Here is an 18,603-nt window from a genome sequence, read left to right on the forward strand (position 1 = left end):
CAACTACCTGAGGGCCACGGCTGAGGTTTGGGAGCAGACCGGAAAAAGTCCAGAATGCCCACCCATCTAGTTGCGTCCTACCCGCGCGAAGGGACCAAACCGATCATTGTACCACCAAAACGGGGACAATGAGCGCAATCTATCTCTCACAAGTGCTGACCAGCTACCGGGCGTCGGGCCTGTCGGGCCACTCGCCCTACTTCAGCCTGACCTACCGCAAAGCGGACGGCAGCTTCGGCCAAAAAGCCGGCGTGCGGCGGCAGGCGGGCCAGCAGCCGGGCGGCAAGAAAGACCTCACCAGCATCCAGCAGGAGAACCGGCAGGCCGGAAAGCTGCATCTGGTGGAGGCCTCCGGGCGGCAGTTCGAGTTGCACATTCCCCTGCTTGTCACATTCAACGGTCAGCGCATCGACCACCGATTTTAGAGATGACGGCAACGAAACAAGGTGGCGTAAAGCTGCTCACCATTCGGCCCAGCGCCATTGCCCAACCCAACGAAGGGCAAAAAGACGGTAACTCAGTCGCGGGTACCAATAAACGCTCCGTGCAGGGCACGGCCTACAAGATTTACCCCTGGGGAAGCGACAACCAGCTGGTCAACCAGATGGTCGACCTCTACCGCAGCAACGGCGACGTAATGAACCTGGTGCAGACGCGGGCCGACTTCCTCTACGGGGCGGGCTGCGGCTGGTTCAAGCACCGCACCGAGAAGGGAAAACTCATCCGGGAGCCGTACACCGACGCCAAGATTCAGGCGTTCGAGGTGGTTAACGACCTTCAGGAGCTGGTCAACACCCAGCTAACGTACCTGGTCGAGACGGGCAACGCCTTCGTTAACCATAGCCGGGAAGGCAGCACGCTTACCCTCTCGATGCGTGACAGCCTGACGGTGCGGGCGGTGGTGGCCACCAAAGGGTTCGTCGATACCTGGCTGCTGGCTCCCGACTGGAAAAATGCCAAGGCAAAAGACATCGTGCCCGTCCCCGCCCTGACGGCGGACACGCTCACCGCGCCCGAAACGCTGCATCAGATCAAACGGCGGCAGAGTGGCCAGTTCTACTACGGGTTCCCAATCTGGTGGGCGGCAGCGGAGTGGATCAAGCTGGCCAACCGGGTGCCGACCTTCCACAACAACGGGCTGGATACTGAGTACAACGCCTCGCGTATCTGCCGGGTCGCCGAGGACTTTTTTACCAAGTTCGGCGGCGATAGCGACGAGTCGAAAGCCGAGTTCCGGGAGAAATTCTACGATCAGGTTGAAAGCCTGCTAAGCGGCGCGGAAGGCGAACGCCGGGTCATTTTCGACGAGTGCGCCATCGGTAGTGATGGTAAGATGACGCCCTGGATTCAGTTCGAGGAGATCAAAACCCAGCTGACGGGCAAGGAGTACACCGAGCTGTACCAAATGGCGGTGACCGCCTTCGCCAATGCGTCGGGCATTCTCTCCGGGCTGGCCGGCGTAACGGACGGCAAACAATTAGGCGGCTCAGGCTCCGAACTGCGCGTGTCGGCCGAATACCAGCAGTTCTACCGCACCCCGCGCGAGCGGCAGGCGATCGAGAGCTACTGGAACCGGCTCATCAAGCCCGAATTAGGCCTGCCTGCCGACGTGTATTTCGGCTTCAACAACATCCTGCTCGAAACGCTCGACAAGGAAAAGTCCGGTTCGTCGACCAAGCAGACCGGCTCTGGTGGCGGGGCGACCGAACCGGATAACAAACCGTCTAAACCCGCCCAGAAATGACGCTGATCAACGACATCACCCAGCTAAAACGCTATTTGGGGCGGGCCATCAACAAGGCCACCACCTGGGATTTTATCTTACCCTATCTGGAGTTGGCGCAGTACGAGTACATCGCCCCGGCGCTCGGCCCGGAAATGCTCACTGAGCTACAGACGCAGCTGGCAACAAACGCGCTGACGCCCGTGAACCGGCTGCTGCTGGAGTTGACCCAGAAAGCGCTGGCCTTCTACGCCTACCAGAAGTATCTGCCCTACGCGATCGGCAACGACGGCGACAACGGGATGCAGGAGCAGGGCACCGATGCTACCAAGCCCGTCAGGATGGGCGTGCTCGATCTACGGCGGCGGGAAACGGCGGAGAATGCCTCCAAAGCCATTGAGCAGGTGCTGGTGCAGCTGTTCACCTTCGTGGAGCAGTACCCCACCTGGAAAAACTCGGCCAGCTACCACGCCGCGCGGAGCCTGTTTATCGGCAACGCCACCGAACTGACCACGTACCTGCCCCAGACCGCAGGCAGCTACCGGCTGTACACCTCGCTGAAAACGTACCTGGCCGAAGCCGAGCGCGTGGGCATCAAATCATTGCTGGGTAAGGCCCAGTTCGACGCCCTGAAAGCCGCCCAGCTGACGGGCAATCTCTCGACGGCGGAGGCCGATCTGCTGGAAAAGGTCGGTAAGGCGGTGGCCACGGTGGCCTATGCCGAAGCGCTTTACAACCTCAACGTGGTGCAGACCCCCGGCGGGCAGCTGCGGCTGCTCTCGGATTTCGATGGCATCTACAACCAGAAGGCCGTGACGGGCCACGAACTGGCTGAAGCGCAGCGCCGGGCCGATGGGCAGGCAGCGGCGGGCCTCAACAGCCTCAAATCGTTTCTGACCGCCAACGCCGCCGCCTACCCGCTGTATAAAACCAGTAGCAGCTACGCGGCCCCCGGCCCCAACGCGTTCCCGGATAACGCCAAGTACAAGAGCGTGTTTCGGATGCGCTGACATAGACAATCTTCCTCTTTTTAACCATGAAAAACACCCCCAAAACCGACGTGGTAGCCCGTCAGAACACCCTCCGTCCTTCGCCGTTCACGGTCGAGCACCCCGAGGAAATCCCCGGCCCTGATGCCGAAGCGCAACTGACCGAAGTGTCGGCCGAAGAAAACGAGATCGCCCAGCAGCTGGAGGCGCTCAACCAACGCCGGGCCGAAGCCGCCCAGAAACGCCAGCAGGCCGAAGCCACCGCCCGGCAGGAGAAAGTCGACCAGCGGGCGGCGCTGCTGGAAGATGCCGCCGACTGGCGCGAGATTGCCCGGACCAGCCCGGACGAAGGGCGGGCGAAGGAGTATCTACGCAAGGCCCGCGCGGCGGAGGCCGAAGCCACCCGGCTGGGCGTCGAGCTGAACCTGATCGATCCGGCCACCGTCGCCGAAGCCGATACGAAACCCGCCCCGCGCCCCATTTCGACGGGCAACGCCATCTGGCTCATTATCGGGCTGTTTCTGGCCTTTCTGGGCGCAACGTACCTGGTCGGTCAGCCCATCGCCCAGGACCCCATGAACGCTATCGGCCAGTCGATGCTGGTCAACGCGCCCCTGCGCGGGCTGCTGGCCTTCACGCTCACCTTCGCCACGTTCCTGGTATCGGTCTTTTTCATTCGTTTCTGCTTTCCTCAATTCTACCGCATATGGCACAATCGCGTCGATTCGGAGCGGTCGCTCGAATCCCTCATCCACGAAGCCCCCGCCTGGGTGGTCTTGGCCTGCTTGCTGGGCTTGTTCTATACGTTCATGCAGGTCTTTGCCAGCTACTACCAGGCACTGTACGCGTAGACTCCCTCAACCGGGTACGTACCTGCGTGCTGGAAACCGCCGAGGGGCAAACCTTCGTGCAGGAGAAGACCAACAACAACGACCACCCGCAGATCAATGAATACTTTCGGGCCTGTGGCATCAAGCACCCGGAGCGTATGGCCGCGAAAGCCAAGCCCTACTGCGCGGCGTTTGTGGCGTGGGTCTTCATCCAGTGCAAGGTGCCGATGGGCAAAGGCTCCTGGACGGCAGTGGCCGCCTTCAACAACGTCCGGGCGCGGCACCTGAAGAAAGGGCAGACGCCGCTGCCGGCGGACGTGATCACTTACACGATCTGGTCCCACGCCGAACTGCTGAAGCACTGGCCACCCGATCCCCGCGTCCGCATTTTCGTGGCCAACGGAGCCAACACCACCGCTGGCAACAACCGGCAGGGCGTGTACGCCAACATCCCGCGGCCTAAGTCCATCGTGCGGCATATCGTCCGCTTCATTCCTGAAACATGAAAAAATTCTTCGATGAAAATGGCGTGGGGGTGATCGTGATCGCGCTGCTGCTGCTGGTTGGCGTGGGCTACTACGTCCTGTCCGGCCCAAAGGCAGCGGCCCCCAAACGTCCGGCCACGGCGGGGTTCGACTCGACCACGTACTACAAAAACCTCAATCAGCAGGGCCAGCTGAATTACGAAGTCTACACTAAACTGAAGGTTTATGAGTCAGAACTCAAGGCGCTTCGCGGCGACCTCAACCGCGAGAAAGATCGTATTGATCGGTTGTCTGGGGATGAGTTGCAGCGTGAAGTTGATCGCCAGTTCAATGACGAACCCAACCGGCGTGGCGGTGTACGACAGCCTCAAACGGCTCCGCCCCGTCGAGGTGCCACCCAAAACGATTCTGCTCACCGAGGAGGGCGCGCGGCTGGCGCTCCGCTACAAAGCCGAGGCCCTTTCGAGCCGGGCCACGATTGTCCTGAAAGACTCGTCGATCGTGGCGCTGGGGCGGTTGGTCGACCAGAAAGACCGGCAGATCGAGCAGATCAATCGCCAGCAGCAGGCCAAACAGAACATCGGCCAGCAGGCCCAGGCCCATACCGACGAAACCCGGACGAAGTTGCGCGCAGCGCGGTGGGAGAACTGGCTGTGGCGGGTGAGCGTGGCGGTGTTCGTAGCCGCGAAGTTCAAACTCATCTGACCTACTGGCGGCTGATCAGTCGCCAGGGGTACCGTTACCCCGACGTGGCGTGGGCGATCAGCGCCGTCGAGACGGGCTACTGGTGGTCGCCGGTGGCGTTAGCCAGGCACGGCCACAACCTGTTTGGCATGAAGAAAAACGGGCGGGGCTACTACACGTCGGTATCTGCCGATGGCTACTGCCGGTACGCTGGGCAACTGGCTTCGTTCGACGATTACGGCGATTACGAAGCGGCCACGATCCGCAAGTATAGCATCGCCAGCCGGGCCGAGTACCTGGCCCACATCTGCCGGCGGTTCTGTCCTAACCCCAGCTACGGGGGGAAGCTAGCTTTGGCCTTTCAGAAACTGAAACGCATCCAATCGCTAGTCTGATGCTTGAGAAGTACAGCAACCTTATTGCTACCCTAACCGGCCAGGTCGTTAGTTTCGGCCTGGCCGCTTTTGCTTGGCAGTATTTCCAGGAACGGCTCAAAAAGATCGACGACGTGGATCGACGGGTGTACCGGCTCGAAATCCGCGAGGAACAACGTAAAGAATTGGAATCGGGCAAGCCCGTTCGCCCGCGCAGCGAACCCGATCCCGCCCAACCGAAGCTATGAAAACCATTGAATTTGGCTCGAAAGCCTACCGGGTTGCCGAAAACTGGGCCGAACTGACCACGGAGCAGTACGTGCAGCTGATCCTATGCCCCCGCCTCAAAGCGGATGGCTCGTTTGATACCGTCGAGCACCAGGCCGCCGCCTGCCGGGTGTGGCTGGGCATGAGTCCGCGCGTGTGGCGTGACCTGATTATTACCCCCTGGCAGTGGGGCCAGTTGCGGCAGCAATTCGCCTGGCTGTTCAACACCGCCCCGGAAGGTAAACCGCCCCTGATGTCGTTTGAGTGCGGCGGGGTCAACTACCACCTGCCCGCCGCCGATATGGCCGACACCACCGGGGCCGATCTGGCCGCCGCTAACATGGCCTATCTGGAGTTTGCGGCCCCACCTGAAGATGGTGTAACCGACGTGGATAGCAAGACGAAGGCGCTGAACCAGTTGGTGGCCATCCTGTGCCGGCCCCGGCGGAAAGACTGGCGCAAATTCATGAACAGCGATGAGTGGAACGGCGACGTGCGCGAGCCCTTCAACGAGGCCCGCGCGCAGGCCCACGCCGAGCAGCTGGATAAACTCCCGCTGAACCTGAAGATGCTGGTGCTGGATTACTTCGAGCGCTCCAACAACGCCTTTCTGGCCCTATACGGCGAGCTGTTTGGCAAAAGCCGCGAACCCCGCTACCAAGACGGAAGGGGCTGGGTGATGCTACTGAAGAACGTGGCCAAAGACGGCCACTTCGGCGATTACGAGAAAGTCTGTACCATGCCCGCCCACCTGCTGTTTGCCTCGCTGCTCGACGATCTGCTGAACCAGCAGGAGGCCCAGGAACGCGAAAAAGCCCAACACCCATGACCCCGATCACGGACCTGCTCAGCCTGACGGCCTTCATCGAAGAGGCCGTCCAGCTGGTGCCGACTATCGAAAAATTTATGCCCCTCTCTAACGGGCTAAAGGCCATCAACGAGATCGAGGCCTACTACACTAACGACTACGCCGGCATCACCTGCTTTTTACAGGTAGCCGAGTCGCAGCCGAAAACGAACGGAGCGGGGCTGGACTCGCTCACCTTTCTGTGCAGCCTGACGGTGGCCATGAAGCCCGATGATCCGGGCGCTCAGGCCGGGCTGCTGGCCCGCAACGAAACCCAGAAATTGCTGCTGCACCTGCTGGGCCGACTGCGGGCAATGGCTGACCGCGACGCCGAGGAGTTGGAAGATTTGGGCGAACCCTTCGAGCTGATGATCCAGCCGGGCCAGAAGATGTTCCCGATCGGGCTGCTGGCCAACGTCGAACTGGAGGGCTATTACATCGACGTCGACGTGACCGTACCCGCTAACCGTTTACTCTTTCCCGAAGCATGGATAATCTAGCGACGCTCGCCTTTCGGCCCCTGCGGTTCTCGCGCAACCCCATTGCCTACGTGGTCGACGCGGCCCCCGATACGCTGGCCGATCGGGCCGCCCTGTCGTATGTGCTGCGGCTGGAAACGCCCAAAACCTTCGGCTCCGGCGAGTTCACCGAGCTGGTTACCCTGCCCGGTCGGGAGGTACCACCCCGCCAGGAGTTTGGGGCGACGGTGTATCCGGGGGCCGCTTTCGACGTGGCGGTGTACCTTGATGACGATCTACAACGGACGCCACCAATGCCTGATCAGGCGGGCTTTGTGGCCTGCGCGGGCCTGATCACGCCGTTTCTGGTGCAGACCTGCATTCTGCAAAACGGTACGCTGGTACCCGATACGAAACAGACCCTGCCGCTGGAATACGCCCTGAAGGGCGCGTTATCGGTGGAGCAGTTCGCCAGTTGGCGGGATGACTTTTTTACGAGTTACCTGAGTCAAACGAGGCAGTTTCTCACCTGGCAGCCCGCCCGCAAGTGGGTGGAAACCGACCAGCCCGAATTTCTGTATCACCTGGTCAACTACACGCCCAAGCCGACTGAGCTACACTTACGGGCCGAGGTGACCTACACCGATGGCACGAGCGAGATGCTGACGCCGATGCAGACCGCCAACGTGGCGCAGTACACCGTCTACAGCGTGCCGGTGGGTTTTGTGGCGCTGGGTCTGCCCGAAAAGGAAGCGGCCACCGGCAAGGTGGTGCTGAGCTACGTGGTTTGGCTGGCCAACGAAGCCAACGCCCGGTTATCGGAGGTCCGTACCTATTGGGTGAACCGGGAGTATCAGCCGAATGTGTTGTATCTGCTGCTGGCCAACTCGCTCGGCGGGTTTGATACCCTGCGCTGCACCGGGGCGTCTAGTCGTCGCCTGCTGGTGCGGGGAACCGATATCCAACGACCGCTGGACCCCAATTACCGGCCCGGCACGGCGGAGTTCGTCAAGCTCAACCGGCGCGGGGAACGTACCCTGACGGTGGCCACCGGCCTGCGCGACGGGGCCGAACTGGATTATTTGAGCGAACTGCTGTTTGCTGAGGAGGTGTATCTGGTGAGTCAGGAAGGGTACGTCGCCCTGACGCTGGCCGCCTCGGGTGATACGGCGCTGGAACTGCGGGGAGCCGAGGAAGATTTGGCCGGTCGGGTGCTGACCTTCGGCCTGGGTAAAACGGAGGTTGGGTATTCGGCCCTGCCCGTCGCGCCGCCCGCCGCCGCCCGGCCCACGCGCTGGGTACCCGTCAATACGTTCTGTCTCATCAACGAGCAGGGCATCCGGTCCGGGTTGATGGGCGCCGTGCAGCTGGAGCAGCGCTACGTCGATGACTTTAGCCTGGTCAAACCGCGCCGGGTGAAATTGAACGTACCGGGTACGGAAGGCTATCAGGCCCCCGTACCTTCGGCGGTCTGCGCGGCCACGCCCTTTACTAACGCCCGCATCGAGCAGACGGGCCGCTTTGCCCGCAACAACTGCGGCGAGGGCAAGGAAGGTGGCCCGGCCACGCTGGTCCTGGAGGCGGGCAGCATCGGGGCCGAAACGGCTGAGCAGCTATCGGCGCGGGTGGCCTCGGCGCTGGCGGCAATGGATACCCAGGCCTACGCCAATCAGTACGGCTCCTGCGCGTTGAACCCCAAAGATTATGTGGTGACGGTGCCACCGGGTTATTTCCATTTTCGCACCAACCTGCCCGATAACCTGTCGGTATATTATGACGGCACGCCGGCGGCGGGTAATGCCTGGCATCTGGCGCTCGACCCGAACAATCCGGATGTGTGGCGCTACCCGAAAAACAACGTGGCGCTGCCGCTTCGGAGCATTCCCCACAACTGGCTGCTACTGCTGCGGGCCGACTTTGGCGGCGTGGGTGAGGTGCTGGTGTATCGCAACGGAGTACTGATCAGCACCCGGACGTTACCGCTGAACGCGGGCATGGGCTACGTCATGCTGGGCGTTGGGGAAACGGTGGCCGATGGCGATCGGCTGTTTATCGAAGTGCTGAACCTACGCACGACATGGTACTAAATCTGACGCTGGAGGAGTTCGAGAGCGCGGCTACCGAGATCGTGGGCCGGGTGGTCGCCGAGGCTCAGATCACCATGCAGCGCAAGCTCCAGGCGGCGGGCTTCGTGCTGACGGGCGATCTGCTGAACTCGATGCGGCATGAGTCGCTGGTGATCGGCCGCGATCTATACGCAGAGATGTCGCTGGGCTTTGCCGGGTACGGCCGCTTCAAGGATATGCGTAAGCTGCTCTACAACAAGATGCCACCGATCGAGGTGCTGGAAGATTATGTGCGTGAGATTGGCCTGGACAACTTCAAGTACGTACCGGGCTATCTGCTGGGAGCCAGGTACCGGACGCTGCACATCCCGGAGAGCCGGGCCATCAACCGCATTGCGTGGGGTATTGCCGTTAACCGCTTACATCTGGGGAGCGCCACCCGATCCAAGGCGAAGGCGTTCTACAACCCGGTACGTGGCCGGCTGATCTACGACATGGCCAACCAGCTGCTGGAGACGCTGCCGACGCCGATCCTGCGCGCGATGAAAGAACAACTGGAGCAATCTGCTTAACTTAGGGTATGGATTCATTTATGGACAGTTATCTGAGTGGGAAAATTCGCCCAGATGACATTGATGACTACATTGATAGGTGGCATCATGGCAACTCGACAGAGCCGCTTCACGTATACCTTGGGATGACCAGCCTGGAGTATAAAAGGTGGGTTGAGGATTCCGATTCGTTATACGATATCTTACTTGAAAGGCAGGCCCAGTTGGTCTAACACAGGCCCGATCAGCATTGGTCGGGCTTTTTTATGTCCTACCAGGTCGCCTTGGTGGGGTATTCTTTCGCTGCTGGTCTAATCCACCAGCACAATGCAATTCAAAGAGGAAGCTGTATTTACCCTGAAGTTCGACGGTAAGCCGGTCGTCAACCAGTTGGGTGAACTCGAAAAGCAGCTCAACGACGTCAAAGAAGCCCAGAAAGGGGTTGAGAAAGGCACTAAAGAGTGGGCTGAGAATAAGGCGCTGATCAAAGAACTCGAAGCCAGCATTAAGCAGGTCCGCGAGGAGATGGGCGTGTCGGGGATGACGGTGCAGCAGCTGAAAGGCTACTACAAGCAGCTAGCCGCCGAAATCGACAAGCTCACGCCTGGCACCGAAGCCTACCTGAAAAAGGCCGGTGAACTACAGGAGGTCAACACCCTACTGGCCAACCACCGGGCAACCACCCGCGCCACCAACGAGGAGATCGAGAAGCAGCCCAGCCTGTGGGAGCGGGCCAAAGGAGCCGCCACCGGCTTTCTGGCGGCATTCTCGGCGACGGAACTGATTCAGCAGGCCTTCAACTTCGTGGCGGGTGGCATCAAAAAGGCGCTCGAACTCGAAGATTCGATGTCGGGCGTGGCCAAAGCCACCGGCCAGAGCCGGGATGAGGTGCTGGGCCTGAGCGAAGAACTCGATAAGATCGATACCCGCTCGACGAAGGAGAGCCTGATGGGCATTGCCCAAATTGGCGGGCAGCTGGGCGTAGCCAACACCGAACTGCTGGGCTTCGTCAAATCCGTCGATATGGCTAACGTGGCGCTGGGCGACGAGTTTAGCGGCGGGGCCGAAGAGGTCAGCAGTAAGCTGGGCGGGCTTCAGAAGCTGTTTAAGGAAACCAAAGACCTTCAGGCGGGTGAGGCTATCAACAAAATTGGCTCAGCCATCAATGAACTAGGTGCCAGTGGCTCGGCCACCGGGCCGGTCATCGCTGACTTTACTGCCCGTATGGGGCAGCTAGGTGATTTGAGCCCGCAGATCAGTCAAACGATGGGACTAGGCGCGGCCTTCCAGGAGTTGGGCCTGTCGGCCGAGATCTCGTCAGGCGGTTTAACCAACATTCTGAAGGGGGCCGCCGTAGCGACTGACCTGTTCGCCCAGCAGCTAGGTATTACGGAGCAGCAGATGATCGATCTGATCAACACCAATCCGAATGAGTTCCTGCTGAAGCTGGCCGAAAGTATGCGGGGCCTGCCCACCGATCAGGTTGAGAAACGGCTGAAAGAATTGGGAATCACCAGTCAGGAGGCCTCTAAAGTGATGTCGATTCTCAAAGATCAGACTCAACTGGTCCGGGATAAGCAACTGCTGGCGAACGAGGCGATGACTCAAGGTACCAGCCTGCAAAAGGAGTTCAACACGGTTAACCGCAACGCCGCCGCTGAGTATGAGAAATCGCAGAAAGCCCTCGATCTGATTGCTACCGAAATCGGGCAAGCTCTGCTGCCAGCGGTGACGGCCGTCACCCGGGGCGTGGTCACGTTCGTCAACATCATCCGGGCGGTACCGGAGTTTATTGACGAGAACCGGACTTCCTTCTACGCCCTGGGGATCGCTGTTCTTGCCTTCAATCAGTCGCTGATTCTGGCCACCGCGAACAGCATTGCCAATGCGGCCGCTGATAAAGCCCGCGCTATTGCCTCCAGTGTGGCCGAAGCCGCTGATAAGGCACGGGCCGCAATGGCAGCCCGAAAAGCACTGGCTGACACCGCAGCAACGGTGGCAACGGTCGAGTCCACTGTTGCCGAAGAAACGGCAGCTGCCACAAGTGGAAAGCTGACCATCGCTCAACGCTTGCAGGGGGCTCAGACAACGATTCTGAATGGGTTGAAGGCGGCACAAGCGGTTGCAACCAACGGCCTGACCATTGCCCAGAATTTCCTCAATGCCGCCATGACGGCCAATCCGATTGGTTTGGTCATTACCGCTGTAGGCATTCTGGTGGCGGGATTCATTGCGCTCTATAATAATAGTAGCACCCTGCGCGGAATCATTTCGGGTACGTGGGAAGCCATGAAGACCGGAGTCGGCATAATCGCGGACGTGACGGGCAAGGTGGTTGACTTCATCGCCAGTGGGCTTGAACCGCTCAAACCGGTGCTGGACGGGATCGGCGATCTGCTCGGTCTGGTTTGGGACGTGCTGGGCGTTGGCGTTAAGTGGTTCAACTCGCTGTCTATCGCCGTTAGTTCTTTTGTTTCGGGTAGCCTGAGTAAGATCAGTTCCGCCCTAGAGCCGGTCCGCAGTAGTCTGGCGAGTTTTCTAGGGATCATTGACACGACAATCACGAAGATTAAGCAGGTTGGTTCGGCCATCTCGTCCTTTCTGCACGTGGACGAGCTGGTAAGTAAAGTAAAGTCAGCGGCGGGTAGCATTGGGGATGCCTTCAATAAAGGGTACGGTGATAAGCTCAAAGAAGGCCAAGAAAAGCAGACCGACGATCACAAAAAAAACCTGGACACCAGAAACAAGAATGAATCCAAGTCTGCCAACGAACTGGCTGATATCGTCACCTCGTCGGACCAGAAGGCCCTCGATAAAAAGGCCGCGCAGGCCGAGAAACACCGGCAGACCGAGCTAAAACAGGCGCAGGAAGCCGCCAAACGGCAGGCGGAAGAGGTCGCCAAAGCCGAGGCCGATGCGATTAGAAAGACCGAGGAGGCCCGTATCAACGCCATTAAGGACGATCTGGAACGGGACCTGGCCCGCCTCAAATCCAAGTACGACAACGAGGTGGCCGCCATTGCCAAGAGCAAGGCGAGTCAGACCACCAAAGCCGTCTGGGAAAAAGCCCTGACCGAGCAGCTGCACCGGGACCAGGATAAGATCGAAACCGACCACCGGCTGAAGCACGAGAAGGAAGAGTCGGAAGCGGCCAAACGGGTACTCGACCTGAAGATCAAGCTGTCGGGCGATGAGAAAGCCGACAAGCTGCAAAAGCTGGAGGACGTGGCCACGGCTCAACGCATCCAGATCGAGAAGGACGTAAAAGACGAAACCGACAAAGCGGCGCTGCTGAAGCAGATCAACGATCGGCTGGTGGCCGACAAACAGAAAGTCGAGGAGGAGTACCGCCAGAAGAAAGCCCGCGAGGATGCGGCCCTTCAGGATGCCCAGTTCCGGGCAACGGTGGCCGATGCCGACGCGCGGCTGCTGCTGGCGGGTACCAACGCGCAGGCCATTTACGACGCCAAAAAGCTGCGGCTCGATGCGGAGTACACCTACAACAAAGCCAAACTGGAGCGCGAAGCCGCCGAGCAGGTAGCCCACAACAATGCCAACATTGCCGATACGGATCGACGGGCAGCGGCCAATAAAGCCACCGACGACCAGCTGAAGGCGAATCTGACGGCCAACGATGTCAAGTACGAGAACGATAAAACGGCCCTGACGGCGGAGAAAAACGAGGCCCGCCGTCAGAATCACCAGCAGTATTACAACGCCATCAAGGCGCTGATGGAGGGCGATTTCAAGGAGTTTACCGACATCCTGACCAAAAAACTTCAGGGGGAAAAAACGCAGCTGACCGAAAAGCAGAAATCGAACATCGCCACCATCGACGCGATCGGGGAGTACACGCTGATGGCCGTGAACGCGCTCAACAAGCTCAACCAGATGAAGCTGGAGAAAGAGCTGAAGAACATCCAGAACGAGCGCGATTCACAGCTGGCCGCCTGGAAGGACAAATACAACCGGGGGCTGATCAACAAAGACGAGTACGAGAAGGGGGTCGATAAGATCAATAAGGACGCCGACAATAAAATGAAGGCGGCGCAGGTGCAGGCCTTCCGCAACCAGCAGAAGCTGGACATCGCGATGGCCATCGTCAACGGGGCGCAGGCCGCGCTCAAATCACTGGCCACGCTGGGCTGGCCACTAGGTCTGATCGGGGTAGCGGCGGCGGCGGTGACCACCGGCATCCAGATCGGCATCATCAAAAACCAGCAACCGCCCTCGATGCGTCGGGGTGGGTACGTTCGCAATGCCGGCGTGGTCGAGGGGCCGAGCCACGGCAACCGCTACGGTGACTCAGGCCTGGCCATCACCCGGCGCGATACGGGCGAAGAGGTGGCCGAAATGGAAGGTGGTGAGCCGGTGATGGTGCTGTCGCGGTCGACCTACCGCAACAACCGTCGGCTTATCGACGGGCTGATGCATTCCTCGCTGCACCGTAACGGTGCCCCCGTCATGCGCGACGGTGGGTTCTTCGGTTCCGATGGCGGCAGCTACGGCGATTACGTCAAACAACGCTTCCAAAAGGGCGGGGTCATGTTTGACGGTGGGGGCTGGATGGGCGAGATCGAGGAGGAATACGACAGCGGGGGCTATAAGGAGCCGGTCCAGGATTATAAGCCGTCAGGTTCGGAAGAAACCGCCGAGAGTGCCGCCGCGACGATCGACAGCGTCACCGATGAGCAGATCAAGCAATCGCAGGCGATGATGGAACTGATCGGCAAGAACACCGGGGCAACGGCGCTCACCCTGCTGGACACGAATATGGCGCTGGCGAAGATGACGCTCCAACAGACCTACGATCTGGGGCAGGTGATGGAAGTGCTGGGCCTGTTTAGGCTCGATGTGCGGGAATACCTGTTTCAGTTGAACACGGAGCAGGCCAAACGCAACGATACGCTCATCCGCACGCTGGAGGTGTTGCTGGGCAACCTGACCAAGAGCCTGTCGACGGGCCTGAGTGGGCTGGGCGTGGATTTAAAAGGGCAACTGGTCGATCTTAAACAGCAAACGACCCAAAGCCTGACGGAGCTAAAGCAGGGGCTGAATTCCGACATCAAGCAGCTGGAGAAGTCGACCACCGTGGCGATTGATATGCTCAACACGGGTACGCAGACGGCCCTGTCGGACCTTCAGGCCAGCAACGAGAAAGAGGCAGAACGAAATCGATCGGTGCAGCAGATAACGATGCAACAGATGTCCACGGACCTGACGGGCGGGCTGACGAGCTTGCAGACTACTACGCAGCAGGGTTTCGGCCAACTTAGCGAAACCAGTAAGCAGGGAATGACGAGCCTGCAAACCACCACGCAAGAGGCATTGGGCCAGCTGAACGAAACCAATAAACAGGGGCTGACGAGTTTGCAGGCCACTACCCAGCAGGGGCTGGACGGCGTACAGGGTGCGGTCAACAACACCAACCAGACCCAGAACTACCAGTCGCAGCTGCTGAACCGGATTGCCGATAAAGACCTGTCGGTATCGTACCAGGCCTTCGTGAACGTACAGAACCAGATCGACGTCGTGGTTCAAAAATCTGAATTTGCCTAATGCTTGATATTCGCATCGATGGGGAGTCGGTAGACCTGCTGCCCTCAACAAGCCTGACGCTGGAGCGCTTCAACCCGCTGTTTTCCTTCGACTCGGTACAGGGTAGCCGGGTCTATGGGTTCGATTTGCCCGCGACCCCCACCAACCGGCGGCTGCTGGGTTACTTCTACCAAGATCAGGTCGGGTATCAGGCTCGCAAATTCCGTTGCGAGAAGTATTTCGCCGGCCAGCTGATCGAGCAGGGGTACGTGATGATCCATGACGTGAAGCCGTCCGGGTATAGTGTCTATTTTACGCAAAATCTGGGCGAGATCTTTGGCGACAGCCAGAACGTGCCCCTGTCACAGCTGAATCTGGGCGTCGATCCGGTTAGTGGCTCCCCTGACGCCAATCACCTGGTCGACCCCTACGCCTTTCCGACGATCCGCAACGAAAGCTTCTACGGGAATCAGGCCGTGGCCGGCTTTAACGGCCTAATGAACGAATGGACGGGTGGCGTGCCCAACGCGGTGGCCAGGGTACCCATGCCCTTTTTGGGACAGGTTTTGGGACAGTTCGGGGTGTTGACTGGCTGGCAATTCAAGGGGCAGTATACACTCGATGCCGATCTTCAGCGGCTGCTGCTGTACAACACTTACAGTCTTGACGGCTTAACGGCCATCAACGCCAACAACCATCTGCCGGGCCTGACGATGCCGCAGTTGCTGATCGATCTACGGAAGTTGTTCAACCTGTATCTGGAGTTTGACGTGTATAACCGGGTCTGCACGATGGACTTCGCCGCGCAGGTACTGACGGGCGGGCAGGTGGTCGACTGGACCGATAAGGCCCAGCCGCAGCATACCAAAGCGCCTGATCTGACGAACCGCCTGGAGCTTTCGTATGAGTTAGATAGCAACGATGCCCTGCTGAAGCCGATCCCCGCGCCCCTTGAAGCCTACACGAGTTCAGAAACGACGGTGACCGAAGGCGGTGCCCTGCTACCGATTCGGTCGCGGGTGTCGACGCTGCTCACCGATGCCGGTACGGGTAGGGCCATGACCGCGCAGGTGGGTAGCTCGCCGCTGAACAAGGAAACCAAGAACCCGTCGACGCCCAAACTGCTGTTCTGGCATGGGCTGGTGAATGGGGAGCCAACCGCCACGGCTGTCCATGGCAATCGGTCGCTCTACTGGCATGGGCCCAATAACCTCTTCGATCGGGGATACCGGCAGCTGGAGCAGTTCAAGGCCGATACGTTCACCGTCACCAAAGTGGTGTACCTGACGCCCGCCGATCTGGCGCGGTTTTCCTTCCGGCAGAAAGTACATATCAGCGGGGTCAACTACCTGGTCGGGTCGATGAAGGCCCAGCTGAGCAGTGGCCGACAGTTGATTCCCGTTGAAGTGGGTCTATTGAGAGGTTGACGCCTGCGCCTTTGCCTCGGTAACTCGACTCGTATCGGCGGGCTTTTATCCGCTACTGGCGTGTAGCGAGCCGATTCGATCGTAGAGGTCATTAAAAAAGCTTCGGGTCAATGAGCCCGAAGCTTTAAGAAATACGCTTTATCCAACTAAAAGAAAAGTTGATCACCTCATTAAGGCCAGATCGCTACGACCAGCAGATAGCAGAAAGTGACCGATATGAGTAGGATACCGGCCCAGACCAGGGCGCTTACCCAATCAATCTGACAGGAGGTATCGTGTGTAGCCGTGTGTTTAGGTAGCATAGCGTTAAGTGAATGGCCAAATGTATGATAATAATTATACTTAGTTGTTTTTTTTGAGGGATCATTTTGCCTGATTTTGCTCAGGTTTAAAGCTGATCGGTTTTATACCACCAGCCGTCCAGCGGAACACATAACAGGCGCGGGGCTATTCTAGGGAAAGTACAAGCGATGACGGGTGCAGGGAGGGAAGCAAGGCGTAGGATTCTGGCAAGAGCTGTTTTTTAATAGATGTTATGTTAAGGGAAAAAACAAAGAGTCTGCTAAACCCATTAGCAGACTCCCGACTTTGAAAAATGCAACGACCTTACTTCTTCCTGAAGAATCGTTTGACCAGCTCGTAAAAAGCGGCGTAGGCAAAACAGCATGTAAGTGTGATGTACGATGGTCCGAACAACCAGATCACCAATGTTAGGAAGCGTTCTTTATATATGTAAGCAGTAAATGTTCCTACACCCAAAATAGAGATAGTCAAAAGCGCTGTCATCATTGGTATTACCCACCCTGATAGGTTTCTCTTAAAGACTAATGGATCTTGATCAGATATAGCCAACAAGAAGAAGAACGCTAGGAATGTAAACTGCCATTGAGCAGCTAACGTGGCTCCTGTAATCAGATAGATATATGTAGGAGCGTACTTGTAGAAAGAGGGTGATAACAAATAAATAGCTACGAGCCATCCAAAGAAAAGAACCAAAGCATTGAATAGCATTCCCCACACATTTGAAGCTACTGAATCGATAATGGACTTTGCTGCATCTAAATTCTCCTTCATAAATAGTGTAATTGGTTAAGTGGTTGCGTTATTCGGGTAGTAAGTTAATCTCCTCACGTTTGCGGTCGTCGTCTATATGCACGTAGATCATGGTCGTTTCAATCTTTTTATGACCGAGCAGTTGCTGGAGCACCTCGAGTCGGCCACCATGCCGAAGGAACCGGGTAGCAAACGTGTGCCGTGCCCAGTGGAATGATACTGCCTGACTGAGGCCAAGTTTGGCGGCTACCTCTTTGATCAATTCATTCATGTTCTGTTCTGCAATTGTTGGGATGAGTACGCCACGCTGTTCAGGAATCAACTTCATGGCTGAAGGATGCAACGGCACGGAAATTAGTGGTACGATGTCCCTTGTTCGCTTGAGGGGTTTGAACGTGAGCACCTTACCCCGTACTTCCTTCCAGCTTACTCGTTTCAGATCAGAAATCCGCAGGCCAGTGTAACAGGCGAACAGAAAGGCCCGGAGAGTTACCAGGTGGGCAGGCTTTAGTTCATCGCTATAGAAGTGGTCCCGAAGTGCCAGAAATTCCTGCTCCCCCAGAAACTCCAGACGGCTTTCAGTGGCTGGCATTGCAAAGCCCTTAAACGGATAGTCGAAGAAGTACCCAGCTCCGATGGCTGCGTTGCAATAGGTCCGCATGTCGCGAAGCTTCTTCCAGACCGTATTGCCGGAATTGATGTCGGGATGACGGTACAACCAGGCCTTGTACTCGGTCAGTAGCTTTTTATTCAGCGTGTTGAAGGGCAGTTGACCACAGTAGTCTTTGAGCGTTTGTAAACTCGACTTGTGGCACGTGTGAGTTGGCTTACTGATAAGCCCTTTCTCGAAACGCTCATCGGCTTCGCGGCTCCAGAACGCAATGAAATCATCACGACTGGCGGAACAGGCCAACTCACGCGTGAATAACTCAATCGTCAACTCGACCTTGGCCAGTCGGGCCCAGATGAACACCTCGTTGATTTCACCCGCCCGGCGCTCGATCTGTCGACAATAATCTTCATGCAGCTTATCGCCTTTTGAGCGGGGAAGTATTTCCGACTTGTCATCGTCGAAGTGGGTGGCCGGCCAATAAAGGTCCAGTGCCAGGGTGGTTTTTCGGCGGTCGATAATGACCTGGAAGAAGAGGGCTGCCGTGCCGTCACGACGGACACGATGCTTATTCAAACGCAGCTTGTAGCTGTACTTCATGTTGAAGTCTGGTTGAAACCACTAGCCTTATACGGGCGTGAAATGCGGTGTTGAAGCCCGGTTGAAACGCAAAAAACGCCCTCAGCGCGTTGCTGAGGGCG

General features: G+C 58.2%; 16 protein-coding genes. 14 read left to right on the forward strand and 2 right to left on the reverse strand.

The features are described 5' to 3' along the window. The first annotated feature begins 128 nt into the window (after positions 1-128). The 14 genes from FAES_RS11635 (at position 129) to FAES_RS11705 (ending at position 16,239) form a co-directional block, all read left to right on the forward strand. Complete coding sequence (locus tag FAES_RS11635; protein WP_015331410.1) at positions 129-425, forward strand: hypothetical protein; 297 nt, start codon at positions 129-131, stop codon at positions 423-425. Positions 426-427: 2 nt separating this feature from the next. Further along, a complete protein-coding gene (locus FAES_RS11640) occupies positions 428-1,744 on the forward strand; it encodes a hypothetical protein (RefSeq protein ID WP_041257795.1) in 1,317 nt (438 codons plus the stop codon). Continuing rightward, positions 1,741-2,733 carry a DUF6712 family protein gene (locus tag FAES_RS11645; protein WP_015331411.1) on the forward strand — a complete coding sequence of 331 codons (993 nt, stop codon included), beginning with the start codon at positions 1,741-1,743 and terminating at the stop codon, positions 2,731-2,733. Before FAES_RS11640 ends, FAES_RS11645 begins: the two co-directional genes overlap by 4 nt. Before the next feature lie 26 nt (positions 2,734-2,759). Continuing rightward, entirely contained in the window at positions 2,760-3,563 is an 804-nt protein-coding gene (locus tag FAES_RS11650) for a hypothetical protein (RefSeq protein WP_015331412.1), read from the forward strand. Between the two features lie 56 nt (positions 3,564-3,619). Further along, positions 3,620-4,048 (forward strand): hypothetical protein, encoded by a 429-nt coding sequence (locus FAES_RS11655; protein WP_229364465.1) that lies wholly within the window; start codon positions 3,620-3,622, stop codon positions 4,046-4,048. A gap of 309 nt (positions 4,049-4,357) precedes the next feature. Then, positions 4,358-4,732: a hypothetical protein gene (locus FAES_RS30375; RefSeq protein ID WP_158408772.1), complete on the forward strand. Its 375-nt coding sequence runs from the start codon at positions 4,358-4,360 to the stop codon at positions 4,730-4,732. Next, positions 4,666-5,106, forward strand: a complete 441-nt coding sequence (locus FAES_RS30380; protein WP_158408773.1) for a glucosaminidase domain-containing protein — start codon at positions 4,666-4,668, stop codon at positions 5,104-5,106. Before FAES_RS30375 ends, FAES_RS30380 begins: the two co-directional genes overlap by 67 nt. Then, positions 5,106-5,333 carry a hypothetical protein gene (locus tag FAES_RS11670; RefSeq protein ID WP_015331415.1) on the forward strand — a complete coding sequence of 76 codons (228 nt, stop codon included), beginning with the start codon at positions 5,106-5,108 and terminating at the stop codon, positions 5,331-5,333. The genes FAES_RS30380 and FAES_RS11670 overlap by 1 nt, the downstream gene beginning before the upstream one ends. Continuing rightward, positions 5,330-6,181, forward strand: a complete 852-nt coding sequence (locus FAES_RS11675) for a hypothetical protein (RefSeq protein ID WP_015331416.1) — start codon at positions 5,330-5,332, stop codon at positions 6,179-6,181. The genes FAES_RS11670 and FAES_RS11675 overlap by 4 nt, the downstream gene beginning before the upstream one ends. Continuing rightward, positions 6,178-6,699 (forward strand): hypothetical protein, encoded by a 522-nt coding sequence (locus tag FAES_RS11680; protein WP_015331417.1) that lies wholly within the window; start codon positions 6,178-6,180, stop codon positions 6,697-6,699. Before FAES_RS11675 ends, FAES_RS11680 begins: the two co-directional genes overlap by 4 nt. Next, entirely contained in the window at positions 6,687-8,744 is a 2,058-nt protein-coding gene (locus tag FAES_RS11685; RefSeq protein WP_015331418.1) for a DUF5977 domain-containing protein, read from the forward strand. Before FAES_RS11680 ends, FAES_RS11685 begins: the two co-directional genes overlap by 13 nt. After that, positions 8,735-9,295, forward strand: coding sequence for a hypothetical protein (locus FAES_RS11690; protein ID WP_015331419.1), 561 nt, complete (start codon positions 8,735-8,737; stop codon positions 9,293-9,295). Before FAES_RS11685 ends, FAES_RS11690 begins: the two co-directional genes overlap by 10 nt. Positions 9,296-9,601: 306 nt before the next feature. Beyond that, positions 9,602-14,833 carry a hypothetical protein gene (locus tag FAES_RS11700; RefSeq protein ID WP_015331420.1) on the forward strand — a complete coding sequence of 1,744 codons (5,232 nt, stop codon included), beginning with the start codon at positions 9,602-9,604 and terminating at the stop codon, positions 14,831-14,833. Continuing rightward, complete coding sequence (locus tag FAES_RS11705) at positions 14,833-16,239, forward strand: hypothetical protein (RefSeq protein ID WP_015331421.1); 1,407 nt, start codon at positions 14,833-14,835, stop codon at positions 16,237-16,239. The genes FAES_RS11700 and FAES_RS11705 overlap by 1 nt, the downstream gene beginning before the upstream one ends. A 606-nt stretch (positions 16,240-16,845) precedes the next feature. On the opposite strand, the gene FAES_RS11710 is transcribed toward FAES_RS11705, so the two are convergent. Both FAES_RS11710 and FAES_RS11715 read right to left on the reverse strand, forming a co-directional pair. After that, positions 16,846-17,313, reverse strand: a complete 468-nt coding sequence (locus FAES_RS11710; protein WP_041257800.1) for a hypothetical protein — start codon at positions 17,311-17,313, stop codon at positions 16,846-16,848. 28 nt (positions 17,314-17,341) lie between these two features. Next, positions 17,342-18,502: a tyrosine-type recombinase/integrase gene (locus FAES_RS11715; RefSeq protein ID WP_015331422.1), complete on the reverse strand. Its 1,161-nt coding sequence runs from the start codon at positions 18,500-18,502 to the stop codon at positions 17,342-17,344. Positions 18,503-18,603: the final 101 nt, after the last annotated feature.

The organism is Fibrella aestuarina BUZ 2 (genome assembly GCF_000331105.1).
Lineage (GTDB): Bacteria > Bacteroidota > Bacteroidia > Cytophagales > Spirosomataceae > Fibrella > Fibrella aestuarina.